This is a genomic window from Patescibacteria group bacterium (assembly GCA_018897195.1).
Classification (GTDB): domain Bacteria; phylum Patescibacteriota; class Patescibacteriia; order Patescibacteriales; family UBA12075; genus JAHILH01.
The window spans coordinates 517,554-541,028 of record JAHILH010000001.1; the positions used below are offsets into that span (position 1 = coordinate 517,554).

Consider the following 23,475-nt stretch of genomic DNA (forward strand, 5'->3'; position numbering starts at 1 on the left):
TTAAAAAATTACATTCTCACCATCACCTCTACCACCCCATTCCCTAAATTAAATTTCGCACTCCGTCCGATGTGACCACCAGTTGATTCTGCCTTAACGGGTACATTTAATAATTGTAAAATTTTTTCAGCCGCCTTAACATTTTCATTGCCAATTTTACTGGTATCGAAAACCTTAAACATGCTTGAACCGCCAACAATTTTAGCTTTTAGATTTTCTTTTTTTGCGCCAGCCCTAATAACATCGTCCACTAATTTAACAATTGCTTCATCAACATATTTACCAATACTATCGCTCTCATCAAATACAAAAACATCACTTTTTTTAGGAGTAACTCTGGTTGGTAACATAGAATGAACCGCGCCCCCGACCTTATTAAGGCTATCATAAAGACAAACAAAAACACAGGAGCCTATTCCCGATGTTGTAATAACGGCTCCACTTTTGGCAACAGCCATCTCGCCGGTATTTATATTGATTATCTGGTCCATGCCCTAAATATTAATTAGTCGATTATTATTGATCTTATTTATACTTATCTTCTATTGCCGCCAAGAGTTTAGCAGTTGCCGCTGGATCAACAATAAATAAAAATTTTGTTCCAACATTTAACTCCTTAATATTAAATTTAACTTCAAAAATTAACACTACGCCAGAGACTTTGCCAATTTCAACAGCCACTGAATTCATAATCGAATCTGCTGTGTCGACAACCACATCCGCAACGGAATGCAAAAGGCTCATGTTTAAAAACTTAGAAAAGGCCGACAATGAGGCTCCAGCCATAATATTACCAACCTCTTTTACAGCTGATACCTCTAACTCTTTTTGGCTGCCAGCACAGTCGACATCATCCATTAAAATAGTAGCTATTTTTGACTCATCGCCGTCGGAGAACATAAAAAACATTACTCCACTTGCATCGCCATAAATCTTTAAAATAGCCGTTGTTACTTCCTCGTCTTTATTTTCAATAAATTTACTTAAATTTTGAATTTCATCAACATACGCCCTTGGCACTGATAAATCTACTTTTTTGTGAATCATTTGTGACAAAGCCGTTGAGGCATGGCTGGCACCGATGTTCATAATTTCCTTCAATTGATCGATTTGGAACTCATCTATTCTTTGTTGCATATAATTATCTTGGTTAGCATGTAAAAAAATAATTTTTTACACAATTTTAATATTTTAATTTTAAAGCATCTAACAATGTCTTTGTTGCCTTCGCATCAATAAAAAACATAAAATTTGTATCTATGTCCTGCTCTCCACTGATACTAAAATCAATTTGAAACATCAATGCCACGCCCTTCTCACCCACAACCTCGATACCGACCTTTTTAACTACATCAATTAAACTTCCACAAAAAACCTTAGAAAAAGAATGAAGCAAATTTAAATCTAAAAATTTGGAAAAGGCGGTCAGTGAAGCGCCAACTAAAACATTACCGAGCTCCTCTACCACCGACGATTCAAGCTCTTTTTTTATTTTCTTATCTTTTATGTACTTCAACAATAAATCAATTAATTTTTGCTCATTTTTATGCGAAAACAAAAAATACATCAAGCCATTAATGTCACCAAAGACTTTTATCAAAACCGCTCTTACCTGATCATTGGGATTGGTAAAATATTTCTCAATATTATCAATAGTATCAATGTGCGCATATGGAATTGTCAAATCAACTGGCTGTTCAACCATTTGTGACAAGGCCGTTGAAGCATGGCTAGCCCCAATATTCATAATTTCTTTCAGTTGATCGATCTGGAATTCACTTATTTCTAATTTCATAAAATTGTCTTTGATTAATGTGCTATAAATAATTATTCACACAACTCTAATATTTTAATTTTAAAGCATCTAATAATGTTTTTGTAGCCTTATCGTCAATAAAAAACATAAAATTAGTATCCACCTTGTCATCGCCAATCGTAAAATCAATTTGAAACATCAAAACTGTTCCATCCACGCCTACAGCTCCAGCACTGACTCTTTCCACAACCTCCCTTAGGGTTCCGTCCAACACTTCAGAGGCTGAATGGGGCAAGTTTAAGTTCATAAATTTGGAAAAAGCCGCCAATGACGCCCCTGACAAAATATTACCAAGCTCTTCAACAACCGTCGCATTTAGCTCATCTTTAATACTTTTGTCTTTTATGCCAAGCAACAATAAATCGGTTAATTTTTTCTTATTTTTATACGAAAATAAAAAATACATTGCCCCCTTAATATCACCGGAGACTTTTACCAGAGCCGCACTAATTGTTTCATCACATTGACTATAATATTTATTAACGTTGTTAACTGTATCCATATGAACAAAGGGTATTGACAATCCCACCGGCTGATTAACCAACCGCGAAAGCGCCGTTGAGGCGTGGCTGGCACCAATATTCATAATCTCCATGAGTTGATCAATTTGAATTTCATCCAATTTGGTTTGTAGCATATTTTTATTTCTTAAAATTTGTTAATAATAAATTCACAATATCTAAAATTAAAATTGTCCGACCATCACCCAGGATTGTTGAACCAGAAAAACCCCTGACATTTCGCAAAATTGGTGACAATGGCTTCACTGTCACTTCCTGCTCACCCACTAACTTGTCTATCACTAAGCCAATTAATTCATCGCCTTTCTTAACAATCACTACCACCTTGTCAACATTTTTAAGCACTTCATCGTCAGCTTTCTCACTCTTTTCAATGACATGATTATTGTCAACAACAATTATATTGCCAAATTTCTCCCGCAAATCAATCAAGGGCACTTTTATGCCATCAACAATGGCAACATTATTGTCAGCCATTCTTTTTATATTTTCAGCATTAACTAAAACAGATCTATCAATATTGGAAAAAGGGATAGCATAAATCAATTCACCAACCTCCACCAATAAAGAATTAATGATTGCCAAAGTCAAAGGCAGTTCTAAAGTGAACCGCGCACCTGGATTTAGATTTTCAACAATAACTCGACCACCAGATGATTCCGCGAATGATTTAACTACATTCAAGCCAACACCACGACCGGAAATTTCGGTAACCACATCGTTGGTAGAAAGTTTTGGATGGAATAACAAATTCATAACTTCCTGATTGGTCATAAGATCAACCTCCTTGGCGCTAGCAATGCCTCTTTTAACAGCGGCCTGCTTAACTTTTTCTATATCAATTGACTGATCATTATTCTCCACGATTATTAAAGCATTTTCACGGTCACGTTTTGCTTCCAATCTTACGTAACCTTCTGTTTTAATGCCGTGGTCAATAGCGTTTCTAAGTAGATGTACTAATGGCTCTCCCAACTTGTCAACAATTGATCGATCTAATTCTAAATCAGAGCCATGAACAAAAAATTCCACTTTCTTCTCCTGCCTCTTTGATAAGTCCCTAACCATACGTGGGAAACGAGCAAAAACCTGCTCCACCGGCACCAATCGTGCTTGCATCACTTCATACTGCAGACTTTGAATTAATAAGCCGACGTGGTCCGTAACTTCTTGCAACTCTTTATTTTTTAAACCCATGCGCTGTAAGGCCATTTTGTCTATTACCAACTCCTCCACCAAATCCATCAAAGCATCTAATCTTTTTATCGGCACTTTAATATATTCAATTTTTTTAACCGAATCATCAATCTCGTCCCTGCCAGTCCCAGTCTTTGTTTTTATCGTTTTTTGGTTATCAATATCCTTATCTTCGATTTTTGGTTCTTCGATTTTTGGTTCTTCGATTTTTGGTTCTTCGATTTTTGGTTCTTCGATTTTTGGTTCTTCGATTTTTGGTTCTTCGATTTTGATCTCAACTGACCGTGGCACTTCCAACCCTGCTTTTATTTGATTTTCCGCTTTTGCATCCTCCGCTTTTGCATCCTCCGCCTTTTTTCTATTTGACTTGCCGACCCCTTCAGTATTAACGCCAGTTGCTTTTTTTAACTCATCAGCCAAACCCTTTAAGACCAATTCCTTGTCAGTCTGCTTAATCGAATCCAAGGATTCCTCTAGCTTATCAACTGCCTGAAAGGCATAATCAATCATTTCTGGAGTCAGCTCCACGATGTTGTTTCGCGCGCCATCATAAACATCTTCCATGACATGAGCCAAATAAGCCATATCAATAAAACTCATCGTTGCTGAAGAGCCTTTAATGGTATGCGAGGCTCGCATCAAGACATCTAAAACATCTTTTACAGAATCATTAGATTCGCCATTATTAATTGCCTTTTCCAAAACAAGCAAATTTTCATTTAAAATTTGCAGCTGATCCTCACTTTCGGAAACGTATAAATCTTTAAATTTTGAGATGTCGGTCATGTTTGAAAATTTTAAACTTATAAAAAAATATTTATTGATAATGTAAAATTAAATTAAAAACATAATTCTTTTATTTTTTTAATTATATCTTTAACCCCCAAGCTCTCATCAATCACACCCGTATCCCAAGCAGAACGAGGCATTGAATCAACAACTGCCTCTTCTGGTAGTTGTGTAATTGTATAGCCACTCTCATTTTCAATTTCAACCATACCATCACTACCGTCTCGGCCCATACCAGTCAAAACGATTCCCATGGTTTTTTTTCCATAAAGTTTCGCTACCGATTCCATGGTATAATCAATCGAAGGACGAAAACCATTTCGCAACGGTTTGTCATCCAAATGAATAACTACGCGCCCATCAACCATTTTATTCAACAACATGTGCTTACCACCTCTGGCAATAATACATTTACCAGGCAAAAGTTCTTCTCCCTCTGATGCTTCCACAACACTTAACTCAGACAGGCCATCCAATCGATTGGCTAAACTAGCCGTAAAATGCTCAGGCATGTGCTGCACCACTAGAATTGGTGCCTTGATATCCTTCGCCAATGAAGAAATTATTTCTTCTATTACTGGCGGTCCGCCGGTTGAGGCTCCAATAACCACGACGCTAATCTTGCTATCTTTTTTAATTTTTTCCTTTCTTTCTATTTCTTTATAATCTGTTTTTTTAACCTTAGCCGCTATTTTAATCTTATTAATCAACTCTCTTTGAATTTTTTTGATATCCAGGGATAGCTCGCCTGATGGTTTGGGAATAAAATCGATGGCTCCATGTTTTAAACACTCCAATGTTTCTGTCGCTCCTTCCATGGTATTTCCTGACACCATTAGAATTGCAGGAAAAATATCCATAGCAGCCTTGATCTTTTTAATCGCCTCCAAACCATTCACTAGGGGCATATTATAATCCATGGTAATGACATCGGGGCGCAGAATTTTTGTCTTCAAAAAAGCATCTTCTCCATCTATGGCCTCGCCAACAATATCGATTTCCGGATCATCCTTTAATAGCTCGATTAATATTTTTCTTGTCAAGAAACTATCATCAACTATTAGCAATCTTATTTTTTCATCTTTATTCATAACATAAAATTAAGCCATGACTTGTTCAATCGTTTCTAACATTTTATCCTTATCAAATGGCTTGACAAGGTAGCCCTTGGCACCATAATCAGTCGCTTTTTTAATGACGTTTTCTTGTCCAATAGCGCTTACCATAATCACATTCACCTCTTTACCAATCTCTTTAACCACGGCAATTCCGTCAATTTCTGGCATGATTATATCCAAGAGGATCAAGTCTGGCTTTTCGGCGTGATATTTCTCAAGCGCCTCTCGACCGTTTGAAGCTTCAATAATATTCGTAAATCCAGCCTCTTGTAAAATTTCTTTTAGCACTTTTTTTATCAAAATACTATTATCAACTATTAACACCTTTATTGCTTTATTCATCATATAATACAAAATTAATCAAAAATTAACCAACTACTTTCTCAATTGTTTCCAATACTTTACTCTTGTCAAATGGCTTAACAATAAACGCCTTCGCGCCATATTCAGTAGCCTCTTTTATGACACTCTCCTGTCCAACAGCACTAACCATGATAACATTGGCTTCCTTGCCAATCTCCTTAACCACGGCCACGCCGTCGACTTCTGGCATAATCACATCCAAAAGAACCAAATCTGGCTTTTCAGCATGATATTTTTCTAATGCTTCTCTACCATTTGAAGCTTCGATAAAATTTGTAAACCCTGCTCCCTGCAAAATATCTTTCAATACTTTTCTCATAAAAGCCGAGTCATCTGACATTAAAATTTTAATATCTGTTTTCATATTTTTAGTATCTAATAATGACAAATCAATGATCTTGCCATCATTATTTAAATTAATAAAATTATTTTTCTGTTATATCCTTGATTGTTTTACCAAGTTGTAACAACTCCTTCTCCTGAAGCATTTTCTGTAAATCTAAGAGAATTACTAAGCGGGAACCATTTTTCTTTTCCTGGTCATTCTTTTTTTTCTCCTGATCAATGATCACCACTACTCCTTTGAGATATTCGGCATGAATTTTTGACGAAACCAAGGCTGGTGTTGCTTGGATTGATGACACTGGCACGGTAATGATTTCGCTAACTCTATCAACAATTACACCAAAATTATTACCATCCACTTCGGTAATTATTATATTACCATCAATCCGATCACTATTATCCCGAACCAAATTAAATCTTTTTTCCAAATCAACAACCACACTTATTTTTCCTCTTAAATTCAAGATACCGCTAATAAAATGAGGCGCATTAGGGATGGGCGTAATGTCTGGAATTGTGATTATTTCTTGCAAATCAGCAATCTCTACCGCATATTCCTCCTTATCAAGCTCAAAGACAACTAATTGCATTGTTTTCTCAATTTTGTTTTTATCTTGATCTTGTTGCCTGGCAACATTTTTAATTGTATCTTCAACAGTGCTCATATTTTTCTTCACCACGCCACAGCTTTAGCATTGGCGGGCTTTGTAATTAAATATTTATAGCTTATTCTTCATCCCCATCTTCATCTTCCTCACCTTCTAACTCTTCCTGCTTTACCGCCTTTTTCTTGACTATCTTTTTAACACTAACCTTTTGTTCAATATTGTCACCCACCTCACTGACTGCTCTTATCAAGCTCATCAAATCAGTTGAAAGCGCTTGTAATTGCTGTGCGGCGGCGGCCACCTGTTGATTCGCTGAACTTTGCTGTTGCGTTGTGGCTGATAGTTGTTGTGCGCCGGCTGAATTTTGTTCCGCAATTGAAGTAATTGAATCCATACTCTTAGCAATCTGTTGTGTGCTGGCTGCTTGTTGTTGAATGCCAGCTGACAACTCTTGAATCTTGGCAGAAACCTGCATTACTGATGCGGAAATATTTTGCAATGAACTAATAGTGCCATTAATAACCACCGAGCTCTCCTCCACTGTCTTGGTTCCCTCTTCGGCCACCCTGGTCGTTTCGTCAATACTGGAAATCATGTCAGCAACCAAAAGCTTAATCTGATCAGCGGCGCTACTTGAGCCCTCAGCTAATTTTCTCACTTCATCAGCCACCACCGCAAAACCACGACCCGCTTCGCCCGCACGCGCTGCTTCAATATTGGCATTCAAGGCTAAAAGATTTGTTTGCTTGGCAATACCGGTTATTGTTTCCACAATGTCGCCAATCTTTTTTGATTTTCCAGATACACCCTTAGTCATTGTCGCTGTATTTGAAACAATACTCTTAATAGCATCTAAACTTGATCTTGATTTTTCACTAGCTTGTCCAGCCTCTTGCGCTAAATCGGAAGACTTTTCTGCCGTCGAAGCTGCCTCTTGGGCCGAAGCGGACATTTGCTGCACTGAGCTCGCCATAGCAGAAATCGCTTTACCGACATCTCCAGCCTGTCTTGATTGTTCAGTGGCACCAGCTGCCACTTGCTGTGAAATTGACGATGTCTGTTGTGCGGCTGCAGAGTTCTGTTGTGCAGTCGCTGCCAAAGCATTAGCCGAGGAAATCATTTGAGAAATTGAGCTATTCAAACGATAATTGACCGACTTGGTGATAATATAAATAGCCAATCCGCCGATAACTACACCCAGGACTGACAAAGCGTATATCATTAATAATAGGAAATTAAGCCTGCTTGCGGAATTATCCATGTCGTCTTGAAATATTTTTTCTACGTTAGCGTTAATAACTTTTATTCCAGCTGTCATTTCCGCATAATGTCTATCAAATAAATCCATTTTCCCTGCAATCATTGCCTGATCTTTAGCCCGATAAGCCGCTAAAATACCATTCTTGTATTCCTCCTGAGAAGTCATGCTAGCATCCATTGCTTTTAAACTTGCCAAATCCTCCTTGTTAAAAAAACTAGCATCCGTGGTTGTTAGTTCGCCCAACTGTTCCAGAAAAATTTTTTTATTTTCATTAAACAAGCCTTCGCCCTTCATAATAGCATCTTCCATTTTCATATTTCCGGAATAGTCGGTCTCACCATTTTTTATGGCGAATAGATAATCCGCCATTCCTTCCACAAATGAAGCATGCGACGAATACATTTTTTCCACAGCTATGTCCATCTTGTTCAAGCTAACCACAATCTCGTTAGAGATAATTGCCTGATTAATATCTGTTTGAATTATCTTCATGCTAAAAAAGATAATTCCCAAGAAAATCAGAAAAACAACAAAAATGGAAGCAAAGCCCAAAATAATTCTTTTGCCGATTGTTAAATTTTTAAAATCCATCATTTTTTTATATAGAGCAATTGATATTGATACGATTATTAATCATAAGAAAATATCAATTTGCCAAAGTTATTATTTTACAAATTAATTATAACATAATTTTACAGAAGCGACTAATCTTCTTCTGTGGATAAATATTCTACTTCCTAGTTCTATAAACCAAATCTCTTAACAAATCAGATAAACCAGCAACCTGGGAGGATATTTTGGAAATACCCTTGTTGGATAAATTAAGCTCTTTAATAATATCTAATAATTTACTAGCATTCATCGAATTTTGCTCAGTAACGCTTGACACAGAGTCAAAGGCATTGGTTATTTCCTGCACGCTCTCCGTTTGCTTTCGCACACCGATAAATAATTCCGCGGTTCTGGCAACAACTACTTCAATTGATTCTGTTATTTGAGCTAATTCAACAATCATATTATCAACATCGTTCATGCCCTTAGTCATTATTTTTTCACCAGTATCAGCCGACTCCACAGTCTCGCTAATACCCATTGTTAGATCATCGATCAATTTTCTAATATCCTCCGTGGCTTTATTTGTCTCATCGGCTAATTTTCGCACTTCCTCTGCAACAATCGCGAAACCGCGACCAGCTTCACCGGCGGCAGCTGCCTCAATTGAAGCGTTAAGAGCTAATAAATTTGTTTGTTCGGAAATATTATCAATGACTCCAACAATATTATAAATACTTTTTGATTTGTAAGACATTCCTTGTGCAATTTCCAGAGTGTTCATGACAATATTCCTAATATCGCTCAAACTTTTTTGTGAATTACGGCTATTACCCTCAGCTCGTTTGGCCATTTGCGAGGCCAGTGATACTGAATCATTAGCCTCTTTAATAACACTTGAAATTTGCTCAGCTGACTCTGCCATCTCTCTTACTAATAATGATATTTCTCCTGATTTTCTGGATTGCATTATAGCTCCCTCGGCCACTTCGCTAGAAATATTAGACACATTCTCTGATATTTCCTTATTTTTACTAAGAAAGCTAATAATATTTGAAGCCATTTTCTTTACATCCCTAATTGGTGATACTAATATTGCCCTAATTGTTTTAGAAAAATGTCGCGAAAAAAATATACCCACTATGACAATAAAGACAATCATAAAAACATTGAGAAGCATTAGGATTTTCAAAAAATTACCGATAGTTATTGCATTAACGCTATATTTTTCATTTAATTTACGACTTAGGCGCGATATATCACCCAATGCCTCATTATAGATATTGTCAAAATTATTCAAATTTTCCTGAATGTCATTATCATGCTCATGGTAAGAGCTTAGTAACTTATCATTTACTTCTTGCAAGAGGACTGATTTTTCTTTAAGTCGCTGAGCAGACAAGACAACATCGCCATCAATCTTGGGGATATTTTCAATATTGCTCAAGCTGCCCGAAACATCAGCCATAATCTTCAAAAATAGCTCATTTCCCTTATCATAGTACCCCTCTTCTTGTTTTTTTACTTCCCCGGCAGAAATAGTAGCCAAACCATTAGAGGACACTAAATAGCCGATCTGGTATAAATGACTAACGTCTTTTATCTGTGCAATTTTCATACCCAACTCCTCAACATAAGAATTGGAATAAATAATATTATTAATAGTTGATTCGACATTATCCCTGACCACTGACAAGACAATTAAAAAAATACCCCCCATGAGGGCGGTAAAAACGAAGATAATAAAAAATCCAAAACTAATTTTTTGGATAACAGTCTGTTTTTTCCCCTTAATTAATGACATAAAATTATTATAACATAAAAATATATAAGAACAAAATATTTGTTTCGTTTAACAAATTTAACAAACATTAAAACGTAAAAAAAGTAAAAGAAAAAATTTCTCTTACCATCCTAAAGATTTAAAAAGTAATACCAGTCTCCATTACAAAATTTTTAACAAAACATATATAACAATTAAAAGCGCAAATTCTATTGAAAGCACTTTAAAAATCGTTATGCCAATTTTGTCAGTATCTATTATCATGTTTTTATAATCCAGCTATTTTTTTATTAGCTAATTCAACTACATCGTCTAATTTCCACTCTGTTTTCACCAAAAAGAAAGCATTATTTTCCGCCGCTTCCATCATGCTCTCGTGGTCGTTTAAATTAGTCAAAATAATTATTGGCACCTTGTTGCCCCAAGTCTGTTCAGCTCTTATTTTCTTCATCACCGTTATGCCATCAAATTTTGGCATTAGAATATCCAACATAATCAAGTCCGGTTTTTTATCCACGGCAATTTCGTAAGCCTCTTCTCCGTCGCCAGCTCGCAAAACATTAAAACCGGCTTTTTTAAATTTGTTTGATAAAGCATCAAGTATTGCCATCTCATCTTCAGCAATTAATACTGTTTTTTTTTCTGACATAAAATTATAACATCTAAATAACACATCAATTAAAATATAATTGTCCTGTGATAAGCTTATTCAATATTCTCTAGTTGCTTCGTTCCCGCCCGTTTCTTCATTCCTTTTAAAGGAATAGTAATAAAAAAAGTTGTTCCTAATCCGCTTTTCATCAGGTTCTTCCAGGCCTTCTTACCACCTTCTTCAATAAAAAACTCCATACTCGGCGATTCAAACCAAATCTTACCGCCAGATTTTTCAATTACTGCCTTGGCCACATAAAGACCAAGACCATTACCACCAGCAACCATTTTCTTGGCATCAGCCGCGCGAAACATTTTAGAAAACATTTTAGATCGAAGTTCGCGAGATACGCCAACACCAGTATCAGAAACTTTAATCAAGATGTTGACATCAGTCTTCTTGATTGTAAAACGAACTCTGCCTCCGTCTGGAGTATATTTCACCGCATTAGATAAAATATTTTCCAAAACAATCAAAATTAAGCGCGGATCAAGATTTAATAAGGGCATTTTTTCAAAATTTTTCTCAAAGATAACTTTCTTAAGTTTGATAATGCTTTCGTATTTCTTCACCGCTTCATTGGCTTTCTTAATAATATCTGTCGGTTCAGGTTCAATCGAGAAAGTTCCCAAGTCAATCCGAGAAACATCCAGTAAGGCATTTACCAAATCAATCATACGTTGATTAGTTTTAAAAATTTCGCCTAGATATTTTTTTTGTTCCGCATTTATTTCGCCAGCATCGCCACACAAAATATAATCTGAATACCACTTTACAATTGATAATGGCGTTCGCAGCTGATGCGAAGCCAAGGACACAAAATCAGCTTTAGCCTGCTCTAATTCTCGACTTACAGAAGTATCCATTGCCACTCCAGACTTTAAGCGCTCCATTAAATTATTTAAAGAATCTGCAATCTGGCTAAGTTCATCCCTTTTTTCGATTTTAATCTGCTTGTTAAGATTACCGGCCGCCATTTCGCCAATTGCCAAGGCAATATCTCTGTTTTTTGCTAATAAATTCTTGACCGAAAAATAAACAACGCCGAAGGCCAAAAAAGCTAAAAACAAAACAAGAGCCTCTCCAACTTGTTCGTAATCACTCAAGAAAACAAAAACCGACACCAAGCTTAAAACAAATAACAAAAAAACAAAAACTATCTTTTTTAATATATTCACAAAATTTCAATTTATTCTTATGCTGACATTATACAGGAAAATGTTTTTTTGGTAAAATATTTTTTATAGCAACTCTTTAATCCTCTTCACAAAAACTTCTTTTCCATATTTTTGCGCTTGCTCTTCGCATTGAATTCGTCGAGCCAGGCACCATTCCGCGCTCATTTTTTGCACAGCTTCGGACACATTATCCTTGTCTGGATTGGAACGAATCAAAATCCCCGTCTCACCATCTTCGATTGTCTCAAGCAATCCCCCTTCAGCCACGCCTAGCACGGGCTTACCAGCCGCATTCGCCTCAAGTTGCGTCATACCCGCATCTTCGTCCATGGGAATATAAATCGCGGCGCGGCAAGAACCAACTAGCTCGCGCAATTTTTCATCCGGCACATAGCCCAACATTTCGATATTAGCGCAACCTTCGGCCAATTTTTGTACTCGCTCGAAACAGGGTCCGCTCGAGGCCACGATTAATTTTTGTTGTGGCATTTTTTTAAACGCCTCCACAATGACATCAATCCGCTTCGCCTCATCCACGCGCCCCCAAGACAAAAAATAATCCCCTTGCTTAATCCACTGGAATTTATCAGTCGCAATCGGCGGCCAAACAATCGCGTCAGCCTTGAGATCAGCATAACGCAAGAGACGATTGGCGATATTTTGTGAGTTGGCAATATTGACATCAAACTGACGCACGGCATATTCATAAGAACGGCGCCACATCCACACAAAAATATCAAACAAAGGTCGCAAAAAAAACGGATACGTCTTTCGACTAAACTCGCGCATATCATAAATCCGTCGCGGCGGTGTGTGCGTATAGACTATTTTTCTGGCATCTTTGCGACTATAAAAAGCCACCGCTTCAGTCGCCGGCTGTCCGGACGCAATCAGGGTGTCATAAGACTTCAAGCGCTTACGCGCTAGCCAAAAAATCAGACGAGTATGAAAAAAGCGAATAATGCGCAAATCGATTATACCACCAGACAACACGATAAAGCGCTTGCCCAAGCGCTCACGATAATCCGCATAAACGCCGTCAATAGCATAGGCGGTAATAAAGTCCGCGCCCAATTCCTCTGCCATAATCAAAGCCGTCCGCTCGCCACCGCCGGGCCAACTGAGATGGTCGTGGACAACGGCGATTTTTTTAGTTTTAATATTATTGTCAGTCGTCATATTTAATCTTTAATTCTAGTATTAACTCCATCGATAATCTTATAAACACGATTCTTATTTTTTTCAACTTTTTTCAAAAGCTCTTCTTCTAAATCAATATTCAAAATCTCCGCTAGACCGAGTAAATAAATTACCACATCAGCCAATTCTTCTCCCAAATCAGGAAGCTTCTTATGGTATGCGGTAAACGCCTCGGCCAATTCGCCATGCGTCAATCCAAATTCAAAATTGACATCAGTGACATTAAATCCCTTAGTAACTTTATTGGCAAAAACATCTTTTTGTAATTTTTGTAAATCGATCATATTATTATACTTTTTTATCAACTTAAGTCTTTTTCCTTGTTAATTTTACGCGCCTGCCTGCCTTGGGCGAGGCCGTGTATTTTTTAAAACAATTAAATAAATCAAATTAGTGAAATCCGTGCGCATGGTCCCCAAGCTCTATTCCGAAAGTATGCGCCCAGACATCGACATTAATCCATTTATCATTAATTCTAACTTGAACATATTGATGTGGTGAAACATACCAAATCAAGGCCCAACGGGTTCTCACATCCTCTTTCTTAAAAAAACCACTCCCTACTAATAATGATTTTAGTATATAATTAATATTAGTACAGTGCAAAAAACCATTCTTACGCCATAAAGCCTCAATATCACTCTCAAGAATATTAAACAATTTAGTAATGGTTTTAATTCGTTCGCCGTGATATTTGGCAATCAAAACGTCATAAGCCTTTCGTAGGCATCTTTCTTGACTCTGTGCCTTTTTTAATTCGTTAACAATGTTCTGCATTTCACTTTTTATCAAAATAAATAATTTCAAATCTCTCAAAGTTTTTTCAGTTAGATTTAATTCATTGATTTTATCAACAGCAACCCAATCAAAATCTGCACCTTCCCCTAAAACAAATTCTGATTTTTCCATTTTATTTAAAACATAAAATACATACCGATGCGTTTGAAATTCTTCATTAAAATAATCACATACCTCGACAACATCTACTGGAGCGACTTTAACCCCAATCTCCTCATTAAGTTCTCTAATGAAACAATTAATTGGTGTTTCTAAATCTTCATTCAATCCTCCAAAAAAAGCCCAAGCATTTGGATTAAACTTTGTATTTGCATCTCGCTTATGCAATAATACAGAATTAATTTTTGGATTATACAAAAATCCACCTGCCCAAAATGTTTTCATAGAATATAACTTTATAATTGCAATATTTCCCTAAATTTCTTCCCCATCACGCCCAAGGAGTACTTTTCTTCAACTAGACGTCGTGCCCTATTACCCATTGTTCGACTCAAATTTTCATCTTGAACAAAAAGCGCGATTTTCTTTTTCAAATCTTCAATATCACCTGGTCGCGACAAGAAACCTTGCTCTCCATCAACAAAAACACTACGCACGCCCGGCAAATTAGAAGCAACCACGGGATTGCCAGACGCCATCGCTTCAATCAAGACGATACCAAAGGCTTCGTGGTTATTTATTGATGACAGAATAAATAAATTAACCGTTTTGTAAATGTTAACTAATTCTTCATCGCTTAAACGACCGCGAAAAACGACTCGGTCGCCAATATTTAGAGATTTCGCCAACAACTCGTATTCACGGCGCATATCGCCATCGCCAACAATATTCAAGCGCCAATTACTTATCCCTCGCTCACGCAAACGACCCACGGCGTGCAATAGAATATCGACGCCCTTGAAATAATGAGCACGATCCAAAGCGGCCACAAAAAGAATATCCAGGACAAAGTTTAATTCGCCATCTTGAGATGGATCAGTTTTTGATGAACATTTTACACATTTAAATTTCTCAATATCAACTCCAAAGGGAATCTCGACAAATTGCTCCTTGTTCCTTAAATAATAATCTCCAATCGCCCCATGCTCAGCATAGTCTAAACTCGAGACCATAATCTTTTCCGCCTGTCTAAACAGCATTGTCTTAATCATTCGCGCCGGCAAGCTCAATGCTCGCGCTAAGCCCACCAACTCGCCCGTATCCATGTGATAATAAATAAACAACTTTATTTTCTTGCCATAAAGTAACTTCGCCAACCAAACCACCTCGGCCGCACCAAAAAAGGGATAGTGCAAGACCACCGCGTCATAACCGCGCAATTTCCAAAGTAACTGTGGCAAAAATCCCGCCAAACCCAAGCGCAACCACGGCTTCAGGCGAATGACCTTCACACCACCAATAACCTCTTCCGCCTTATGACCAAAATCAAGCGTCATAACAGTCGCCTCATCACCGGCCGCAACTAGTTGCTCACCAAAACGAGCGACCGAATTACTCATGCCGCTTTTGTAGGGAGGATAGACACAATTGATTTGTAATATTTTCATATTTTTTATTTACAGTTATTAATCTATCTTGTCATTCTGGAACGAAACGAAGTGTAGTGATAGAATCTTCCACTTTGTACGTTTTTTACGTAGTCGAAGATCCTATCGCTCCGCTCCAGGATGACAGAAAAGATTTATTTCTTTCCTAGATAAAACCTTCTCTCGCTCTCGCTGAATTTTTCAATCGCATACCGCAACATCGTCCGCGGCATTGTCTGGTAATATTTCTTCAAAAAAACCTCCTCCACCATTTGATCGCGCTTCCCCACCTCTCGCAACATCCAACCCACCGCTTTTTGAATCAAGTCGTGTTTATCATTAACCAATATTTCCGCTATCTTAAGTATATCATAAAAATCATTATTACGTATAAAAGCAAAAGTTGACACCACGGCAATCCGTTTTTGCCATAAATCTGTTGATTTTGCCAAGTCATACAAGACGCCACGGTCTTTATCGGCTAAATATTGCCCCACAATATGATGGCAGGTTACATCTACCAAATCCCAATTATTTATCCATTTCGTGTTACCCAAATAAGCCTTAAATATTTGCTCTTTTTCATTATCTTTCCCGCGCTTGAATTTCTCCACCAAAATCAATAAGGCCACCATCCGCTGTTCATGAATCTGGCTTTGCAAAAAATCCAAAACATCTACTAAGGGTAAATCGCGATATTTTTTCACGATAATTCTCTGCACCGGCACCTTAATACCGAGAAATATATCTCCCTCGCCATATTCACCCGGACTGGTTTTGAAAAATCGCTGCAACAGTGCAGCCTGATGAGAACTAGCCAGAGCGTGCAAATCTTTTTTCAAATTTTCAATCTTAGACATTTTTATGATTTAACAAAAACTCCCGCAACTCCAAAAACGCCTGACCACGGTGGCTGATTTTGTTTTTCGCTTCATTGCCCATCTCAGCACAAGTTAGCGTGTGTCCATCGGGAATAAAAATTGAGTCATAGGGTAATTTTGGCAAGGACTCACCTCTTTTCTCAAAAGTCATATTACCATGCATTTGACCTGTGAAAACAAATTCGCGACCGTCTGGTAAAACGAGAGCGGCAGCGGTTTCAAACCAAGCTTGACGTTGACTTTCGGGAACGTCTTTTATTTTTTCCAAAGTAAAATCGGCAATATCATTATCACCCGCCCAGCGAGCGGAAAAAATTCCCGGGGCACCATCAAGCGCCTTGATGCAAGCGCCAGAATCATCAGCAATGGCCATCGCGCCAGTTTTGCTCACAACAAAACGCGCCTTCTTTAATGCATTTTCAGCAAAAGTGGCGCCGTCCTCGACAACATCTTCAAAAACACCAGCCTCTTCGGCACCGACCACCTCGAAGTCATGGAGGATTTTTTTCATTTCGATTAATTTGCCCTCATTATGAGTGGCGAAGATTATTTTCATAGATTTATCATTTACAATTAAAAAATAAAATTAAAATAACCACGGGGGTTTGGGGGTGTGAACTAAACGCCAGTCTTAAAATAACAAAACCTTTGCTTGTGATAGTGCATTGAACACCCCCAAAAGTTTTGGTTACTTTTGCTTCCAAAAGTGACACAAGCGAGAGCGCGTAGATTTTAATAATAAAAATATAAAAAAGTATTTATTGTTATTAAAATTTTATCAAGATTAGTCTCTATAATTATGTATCCAAAATCTGTGGCGCCTGGATCCCCGCCTTCGCGGGGATGACGGTGGAATTAAAACCATCCCCAAATTTTCCGTCTCAGAATTAAAACGCTTTCCATGTGCGGTGTCTGCGGATACAGATCAAACAAGCGCCATTTTTTTACTTTATATTTCTGCTTTAACAAGCGCATGTCCTTGGCTTGCGTCAAGGGATTGCAAGATATATATATAAACTGTTTTATTTTTGATTTCAAAATTGCCTTCGTCACCTTAGGATGTAGGCCACTGCGCGGCGGATCCACTACCAAAGTTTTGGCTAAAGAAAAAATACCATTCAAGTCCTGCTTTTCTGAGGCGCCGGAATGTAAAGTGATGTTTTGCAAATTATTGATAGCAATATTTTCCTGTGCAATCTTCACCGCTTCATCATCTAACTCAACACTAATAATATTATTAAATTGTTTGGTCAAAAAGAAACCAATCGTGCCCACGCCAGCATAGAGATCAATCAAGTCTCCACCCTTTTTAATATTATCTTTAACAAAATTCATCAGCTCACCAAATAAGGGCGGGTTGATTTGAAAAAAATTAGAATGACGAAAACGCAATTTTAAGAAATCAATTTTCTCTTCCAAGTAATCACGGCCCTGCTGATGCAAAACCTTGGTTATCACCGTCGCGGGCGATTGCGGGTCTGAGTAAATTATTTGCCAGCCAACCACTTCATTAAGAGCCAAATCAAAAATTGCAAAATTCTCATCCTTCACATATAAAACTGCCAAACACTTATCCTCGGCCTGACTATAACGCAACACCAAATTTTTTAAAGACTCAATTCCAACTTGGCGCTCATTCAAAATCTTAACCACCGCACTTGCCACGCTGTTTATCTTCTCACTCGCCAAAACACATTCATCCAATTCATAACAATCATAGCGACGACCACGGACGTGAAAAGCCAGGCTCAGATCATCGGTTTCTTTTTTTACAAAACTAAATTCCATTTTATTGCGATACTGCCATTCAGCCTTGGAGCCAACAATCATCACCGCTTCGTCAGGCACTAAACCCATCTCATTACTAAATAATTTCTTAGCCATCTCAGCCTTATACTCTAATTGCTTTGGATAATTAATAATTTGCCATGGACTACATGATAAATAATGATTCTCTTTTTCCTTTTGACGATCCGCTGACGAATCCAAAATCTGCAAGACCTGCGCCTTCGCCTTGCCCCGACTTACCTTAATTGGTCGCACCAAAACTCGCTCGCCCACCATCGTGCCAAACACAAAAATAGAACGATTTTTATATCGCCCCACTCCCTCGCCCGTATGATGCATTCTATCAATAACTACTTCAAATTCTTTATCCAGTTTACTCATATTTTTTCCTTGCTTAATTTACAAACTTTTTCTTTACCAAGTTGACGATAAGCCACCTCATCACCATAAGCCAAAAAATCTTCATGATGTTTCGGCTCAATATAGCCATTACCGGATTTGTGTTTGATCCCACACCAATAAACCTCCGTCTCGCCGGCAACCTTAACTGCATAAGCCAATAAGCCATTGGCATAACCACAATAAAGACAATTTAGCTTTGCTACTGGCCCTAAATAAGGAAGTCGATGTCTGTCAATTCTAACATACTTCGAACGATCAACCAAAGGAAGACCGTAGAGACGAAAAGCAATATTATGATAAATTTCTAGAAAAAAATCTAAAACCAGCAAAGGGGCTATCATGGGATAAATAAAAATTATCGATAATAAGTGATTAAATAAGTTTTCGGGGTGTCTTTTGTATTCCATAAATGTGTAACGCTAAACAGCGACTTATAAATAATAATACACTTATAATAGCACTTTTATTAAAAAATTCAAGGCAGAACGTCAAGTTTGGACAATTTTACAAATAAAAAACCCCAAACCTGTAAATCAGACTTGGGGCGATATTTTTAAAGATTTTTCAGGAGAAAAGCCAAGCAATTACTTTTGTTTAATTTATGGATCTCCACAACCACGGTCCACAGCATTGGCATTCCCAAGAAATCCGGGTCAACCAATTCGTACTTATACATGGCTCTATCTTCCAAGAGCCAGTCCTTAAACTGAACGCCATGGCTCCAGGTCGCTTGTTGCATTTCACGGCATTCATCTAAAACACAGTTCCAGGCAGCGGCTTGGCTATCAGCGACTCCAATAACGCATTTTGAAAAATTAACCATTTCCTTAACCACCAAGAAGCGCTCCTCATTATTACTGATAATCGCGACCATGACAGGCCACAAGTTTTTAAGAAAATCTTGTTGAATTTTCCGTTCCCGTGAGCCCATCTCGCACCTCCTTTTTTTAATCTATTTGTTTATTTAAAGTAAATATAAAAAAATCTAACACAATTCTATAAAAAAGTCAATCAGCAAAAAAATTCACTCTTTTTTCATCCCACAACAGTGCCGACGGCGAGACTTGAACTCGCACGAATAAATTCACTAGAACCTGAATCTAGCGTGTCTACCAATTTCACCACGTCGGCTTTTTTATAATTGTCGGGACGACAGGATTTAAACCTGCGTTTTCATGACCCCCAGCCATGCGCCTTAAGCTTCTAGACCACATCCCGATAATTAATATTCTAACAACCAACCGTTACGGTTTCAAGTCTTTTTGACAACTAAAAAAGCCCCACCAAATGAGACCATACAAGAATTGGCTGAAGTATCTACCGGTTCTGTTGTGAACAACAGATTCATTCGGGCTCCTGTAATTCAGGTGAAATAAATTCATCCAAACATGCACATGAGCAAGAAATCTTTTGAACCATTTTCCTATTTCCTACCTCACGAGGTGCGGAAAACTGCGGAAAGCCAATGTCTACTATTTTGATCCAAATCTTGTTAGCTCTTGGTGAAGCTTTTTCAGAAGACAGATACTCTTTATCTATCTTTCTACTTATAGTATAGCATGGGAAACATTAAGAGTAAATTAAACACAGTAATCTAGAATTTCAGATAAGCCCAGGGTAGCTTTTCGAGAGTTTGGGCAATAAAAATTATATAAGCCAAGGAAATTTTGGCGGGAAAAAATAAGACCAGAGCAAAACTTGGGAAAACAAAACTGGCAATCAGACCAGCAATTAGCGACGCTAACAAGAACGGCAGCGTCCAGAGAATTAATAAATTTGCCAAGGGGGCGATGAGAGAAAATTGCTTGAAACTGAAAAATAAGATTGGGAAAGTGAGAATCTGAATTAGCAATGAAATCGAAATAATCTCGAAGAAGATTTTGTAAAATTGCCTATTTAAAAATGGATATTTATCAATTAACTTTGCGTAAAGTTTAAGAAATTGTGGATGCAAAAAAATAATCGCAAAAACCGCCAAGAACGACAGCTGGAAGCCAGCGTCATAACGTAGCAACATGGGATTGAATAATAGCATAACCGCTGCGGCAAAAACTAGAGAAATGTCCATACGATTGAGTCGACCTAAATGTATGCCAAGCAAAACAAGCATACCCATCACCAATGACCGCACCGCTGCCGCGGTCGCGCCAATCATAATAATATACACCGTCAAGGTTATTGAAATCACATAAAAAAGTTGCTGCCGCCAAAATCCAAGCGCCAAGAAAACGAAGGCCAAGATGACAATCAGAATCGCGACGTGCGACCCGGAAATCGAGATCACGTGGCTCAAACCCGTGCGTGCAAAACTATTATTCAAATTCTCATCCATCGCTCCCATATCCCCCAAAATCATCGCCCGCCCAAAACTCGCTTCCGGCTCGCTCATGCCTTGGTTAATTTTGGTGCGCAGGATATTTTTGAATTTATAGATATTGGAATAAATTAAATCGACCACGTCCAGCTCCGTATCCAGCTTTTTGATATTTTTGGGATAATAACAAACGCTATAAATATCATAGCGCGCCAGATATTTATCATACGCAAAACCTTCAAATTCTTCTGGTGCTTTTAATTTACAGGTCAATGAGACGACATCGCCGTAGGCAAATTCGGGATAGAGATTTGTTGTCACTAAAACCTTACCTTCAACCACTTCCCCCTCACCCCGACCCTCTCCCGCGGGGCGAGGGAGTTTAAATTCCTGCTTTGCGATTTGTAGATTATTAAGAGTTATTTTCTGATTACTCTTTTTTAAACTCGGCTCTTCACTCACCTTGCCAATCAATTGCACTTCTTGATTATTATAATACCAAATCTTATTAGCGTCCGTTTTTGGAATTGTCAAAGAGAAACGCCAGATGCCAAGCAAAGCAAAAAAGCTAAGTAAAAAAAACATATTTATTAGGATATGTTTCTTATTGGCTGTATTCCAGACTAAAAAAGTCAGAACTGTGAAAATGATACTGGCAGCAAACCACTGGATGTCATTTTTAAGGAAGCTAATAGGCAAAAAAGATGCGATGGTAATGCCGGTTATAAAGGCGAGACAGGAATAGAAGAATAGTTTTGATTTGGAAAAAGGAAGCATGCTAATATATTCCCTCGCCCCGCGGGAGAGGGCCAGGGTGAGGGGTCGGTTTATAAATGAAGAATGTTTACCCGCTCTCGACATGTCGCCACAATATCCTCCAATACTAATATTAAATTTTCTTTTACGTCTGAATTGTTATACCTCTTTACTAAAAAACCCTGCTCTTCTAAAAATTTTTGTCGCTTAACGTCATATTGAATTTCCTTGTCAGTGCTATGCGTAGCGCCATCAAGTTCAACAACTAACTTAGCCTCAAAACAACAAAAATCAACTATATATTTATCAATACCGAATTGTTTTTTAAATTTAAAATCCCCGAGCTGACTATCTCTGACTCTTCCCCATAAAATTCGCTCACAAGTTATGGGCTGTTTTCTTAAAACTTTACGGATATTTTTTTGTTGGGGTTGGTTAAATAATTTTGTCATTTTTTTCTAAGACTGCCCCTCACCCCAACCCTCTCCCGCGGGGCGAGGGAGTATTATAGCCATCTTCGATTTAATTTTTACACTTCCCTAATCCACCGCAAATACTCTTCCATAAATCTCTCCAAATCGCCATTCAAAACCCCATCAATATCCTGCGTCTCGCATTGGGTGCGGTGATCCTTGACCATTTTATACGGCTGCATGACGTACGAGCGAATCTGTTTGCCCCACTCTGCCTTTTGCGCTTCACCCTTGATTTTGCGCTCTTCTTTTTCGCGCTCTTCCTCTTGGAGTTTAAACAATTTTGACTTCAAAATCTTCAAAGCTGATTCCTTGTTTTGGTGTTGTGATTTTTCGTTTTGGCAGGTCACAACAATACCGGACGCCAAATGCTTGATGCGCACCGCTGAATCTGTTGTGTTCACACTCTGCCCGCCTGGCCCTGATGAGCGAAAAACATCAATGCGAATATCACTATCGGCAATCTCAATATCCACCGCCTCGGGCAATTCCGGAATTACCTCCACAAGCGCAAAAGAAGTGTGACGCATCGCCTCCGAGTCAAAGGGCGAAATCCTAACCAGGCGATGAACACCAGATTCGCTTTTAAAATAGCCGTAAGCCCAACGACCATAGATATGATAAGTCGCGCTCTTAATTCCCGCTTCAGCGCCGACAGTGCGATCAATTAGATTCACTTTCCACTTACGCTTTTCCGCAAAACGCAAAAACATCCGCTCCAAAATCTCCGCCCAGTCCTGCGCATCTACTCCACCCGTACCCGCATGCACAGAGATTATTGCATTACCTTCATCATATCTCTCGCCGAATAAAACATAAAATTCATACTGCTCATACTTATCCTTGAGTTCTTGATATTTCACCTGTGCCTCATCGTGAAGCGAAGTATCACCCTCGTTTTGTGCCCAGGCCACCATCTCCTCTAAATCCGTAATTTCTTTTTTTAAATTAATCCACTCCTCCACCTCCTTTTTCAAATCCTCGGTCTCTCGACTCACCCGCACAGCCTCCTCCTGATTATCCCAAAACCCCTCCGCATTCATCCGAAATTCAGCTTCCATCATCCGCGCTTGCTTGCGATCAATATCCAAAAGCCGCCAAGTCTCAATAACCCGCTCGCGCAATTCTTCTAGATTTTTAATTAGATTTTCCAT

25 protein-coding genes and 2 tRNA genes are annotated in these 23,475 nt (G+C 38.2%); all 27 read right to left on the reverse strand.

Annotated elements, in window-relative coordinates; all coding sequences use genetic code 11:
• Positions 1–8: 8 nt before the first annotated feature.
• The gene (locus KKD45_02545) at positions 9–491 is read right to left on the reverse strand and encodes a chemotaxis protein CheD (protein MBU4309381.1); all 483 of its coding nucleotides are present in this window, start codon (positions 489–491) and stop codon (positions 9–11) included.
• A 34-nt stretch (positions 492–525) separates the two neighbouring features.
• Positions 526–1,137, reverse strand: a complete 612-nt coding sequence (locus KKD45_02550) for a chemotaxis protein CheC (protein ID MBU4309382.1) — start codon at positions 1,135–1,137, stop codon at positions 526–528.
• 46 nt (positions 1,138–1,183) lie between these two features.
• Positions 1,184–1,795, reverse strand: a complete 612-nt coding sequence (locus KKD45_02555) for a chemotaxis protein CheC (GenBank protein ID MBU4309383.1) — start codon at positions 1,793–1,795, stop codon at positions 1,184–1,186.
• A 46-nt stretch (positions 1,796–1,841) separates the two neighbouring features.
• The gene (locus tag KKD45_02560) at positions 1,842–2,453 is read right to left on the reverse strand and encodes a chemotaxis protein CheC (protein MBU4309384.1); all 612 of its coding nucleotides are present in this window, start codon (positions 2,451–2,453) and stop codon (positions 1,842–1,844) included.
• A 4-nt stretch (positions 2,454–2,457) separates the two neighbouring features.
• The gene (locus KKD45_02565; GenBank protein MBU4309385.1) at positions 2,458–4,320 is read right to left on the reverse strand and encodes a chemotaxis protein CheA; all 1,863 of its coding nucleotides are present in this window, start codon (positions 4,318–4,320) and stop codon (positions 2,458–2,460) included.
• A gap of 53 nt (positions 4,321–4,373) precedes the next feature.
• On the reverse strand, positions 4,374–5,414 hold the full coding sequence (cheB, locus tag KKD45_02570) for a chemotaxis-specific protein-glutamate methyltransferase CheB (protein MBU4309386.1): 1,041 nt from the start codon (positions 5,412–5,414) through the stop codon (positions 4,374–4,376).
• A gap of 9 nt (positions 5,415–5,423) precedes the next feature.
• Positions 5,424–5,783, reverse strand: coding sequence for a response regulator (locus KKD45_02575; GenBank protein ID MBU4309387.1), 360 nt, complete (start codon positions 5,781–5,783; stop codon positions 5,424–5,426).
• A 25-nt stretch (positions 5,784–5,808) separates the two neighbouring features.
• A complete protein-coding gene (locus tag KKD45_02580) occupies positions 5,809–6,168 on the reverse strand; it encodes a response regulator (GenBank protein ID MBU4309388.1) in 360 nt (119 codons plus the stop codon).
• A 61-nt stretch (positions 6,169–6,229) separates the two neighbouring features.
• Positions 6,230–6,814 carry a chemotaxis protein CheW gene (locus tag KKD45_02585; protein ID MBU4309389.1) on the reverse strand — a complete coding sequence of 195 codons (585 nt, stop codon included), beginning with the start codon at positions 6,812–6,814 and terminating at the stop codon, positions 6,230–6,232.
• A gap of 61 nt (positions 6,815–6,875) precedes the next feature.
• Positions 6,876–8,612, reverse strand: coding sequence for a methyl-accepting chemotaxis protein (locus KKD45_02590; GenBank protein MBU4309390.1), 1,737 nt, complete (start codon positions 8,610–8,612; stop codon positions 6,876–6,878).
• Positions 8,613–8,748: 136 nt separating this feature from the next.
• Positions 8,749–10,374 (reverse strand): hypothetical protein, encoded by a 1,626-nt coding sequence (locus KKD45_02595; GenBank protein MBU4309391.1) that lies wholly within the window; start codon positions 10,372–10,374, stop codon positions 8,749–8,751.
• A 247-nt stretch (positions 10,375–10,621) separates the two neighbouring features.
• A complete protein-coding gene (locus KKD45_02600) occupies positions 10,622–11,002 on the reverse strand; it encodes a response regulator (protein ID MBU4309392.1) in 381 nt (126 codons plus the stop codon).
• A gap of 56 nt (positions 11,003–11,058) precedes the next feature.
• Positions 11,059–12,183, reverse strand: a complete 1,125-nt coding sequence (locus tag KKD45_02605; protein MBU4309393.1) for a HAMP domain-containing histidine kinase — start codon at positions 12,181–12,183, stop codon at positions 11,059–11,061.
• A gap of 63 nt (positions 12,184–12,246) precedes the next feature.
• Entirely contained in the window at positions 12,247–13,362 is a 1,116-nt protein-coding gene (locus KKD45_02610; GenBank protein ID MBU4309394.1) for a glycosyltransferase, read from the reverse strand.
• A 2-nt stretch (positions 13,363–13,364) separates the two neighbouring features.
• Complete coding sequence (locus tag KKD45_02615; GenBank protein ID MBU4309395.1) at positions 13,365–13,664, reverse strand: hypothetical protein; 300 nt, start codon at positions 13,662–13,664, stop codon at positions 13,365–13,367.
• A 109-nt stretch (positions 13,665–13,773) separates the two neighbouring features.
• Entirely contained in the window at positions 13,774–14,565 is a 792-nt protein-coding gene (locus tag KKD45_02620) for an NUDIX domain-containing protein (GenBank protein MBU4309396.1), read from the reverse strand.
• Between the two features lie 11 nt (positions 14,566–14,576).
• Complete coding sequence (locus KKD45_02625) at positions 14,577–15,728, reverse strand: glycosyltransferase family 4 protein (GenBank protein MBU4309397.1); 1,152 nt, start codon at positions 15,726–15,728, stop codon at positions 14,577–14,579.
• 134 nt (positions 15,729–15,862) lie between these two features.
• Positions 15,863–16,567, reverse strand: a complete 705-nt coding sequence (locus KKD45_02630; GenBank protein ID MBU4309398.1) for a DNA alkylation repair protein — start codon at positions 16,565–16,567, stop codon at positions 15,863–15,865.
• Entirely contained in the window at positions 16,560–17,144 is a 585-nt protein-coding gene (gene rdgB, locus KKD45_02635; protein MBU4309399.1) for an RdgB/HAM1 family non-canonical purine NTP pyrophosphatase, read from the reverse strand. Before rdgB ends, KKD45_02630 begins: the two co-directional genes overlap by 8 nt.
• A 299-nt stretch (positions 17,145–17,443) precedes the next feature.
• Positions 17,444–18,757: a 23S rRNA (uracil(1939)-C(5))-methyltransferase RlmD gene (rlmD, locus tag KKD45_02640; GenBank protein MBU4309400.1), complete on the reverse strand. Its 1,314-nt coding sequence runs from the start codon at positions 18,755–18,757 to the stop codon at positions 17,444–17,446.
• Positions 18,754–19,185 carry a hypothetical protein gene (locus KKD45_02645; GenBank protein ID MBU4309401.1) on the reverse strand — a complete coding sequence of 144 codons (432 nt, stop codon included), beginning with the start codon at positions 19,183–19,185 and terminating at the stop codon, positions 18,754–18,756. Before KKD45_02645 ends, rlmD begins: the two co-directional genes overlap by 4 nt.
• Before the next feature lie 146 nt (positions 19,186–19,331).
• Complete coding sequence (locus tag KKD45_02650; protein MBU4309402.1) at positions 19,332–19,709, reverse strand: hypothetical protein; 378 nt, start codon at positions 19,707–19,709, stop codon at positions 19,332–19,334.
• A 118-nt stretch (positions 19,710–19,827) separates the two neighbouring features.
• Positions 19,828–19,909 (reverse strand) — tRNA-Leu (locus KKD45_02655).
• Positions 19,910–19,922: 13 nt separating this feature from the next.
• A tRNA-Pro gene (locus KKD45_02660) sits at positions 19,923–19,996 on the reverse strand.
• Positions 19,997–20,372: 376 nt separating this feature from the next.
• Positions 20,373–21,869, reverse strand: coding sequence for a ComEC family competence protein (locus KKD45_02665; protein ID MBU4309403.1), 1,497 nt, complete (start codon positions 21,867–21,869; stop codon positions 20,373–20,375).
• A gap of 50 nt (positions 21,870–21,919) precedes the next feature.
• The gene (locus tag KKD45_02670; protein MBU4309404.1) at positions 21,920–22,300 is read right to left on the reverse strand and encodes a DUF559 domain-containing protein; all 381 of its coding nucleotides are present in this window, start codon (positions 22,298–22,300) and stop codon (positions 21,920–21,922) included.
• 77 nt (positions 22,301–22,377) lie between these two features.
• Positions 22,378–23,475, reverse strand: coding sequence for a peptide chain release factor 2 (gene prfB, locus KKD45_02675; GenBank protein ID MBU4309405.1), 1,098 nt, complete (start codon positions 23,473–23,475; stop codon positions 22,378–22,380).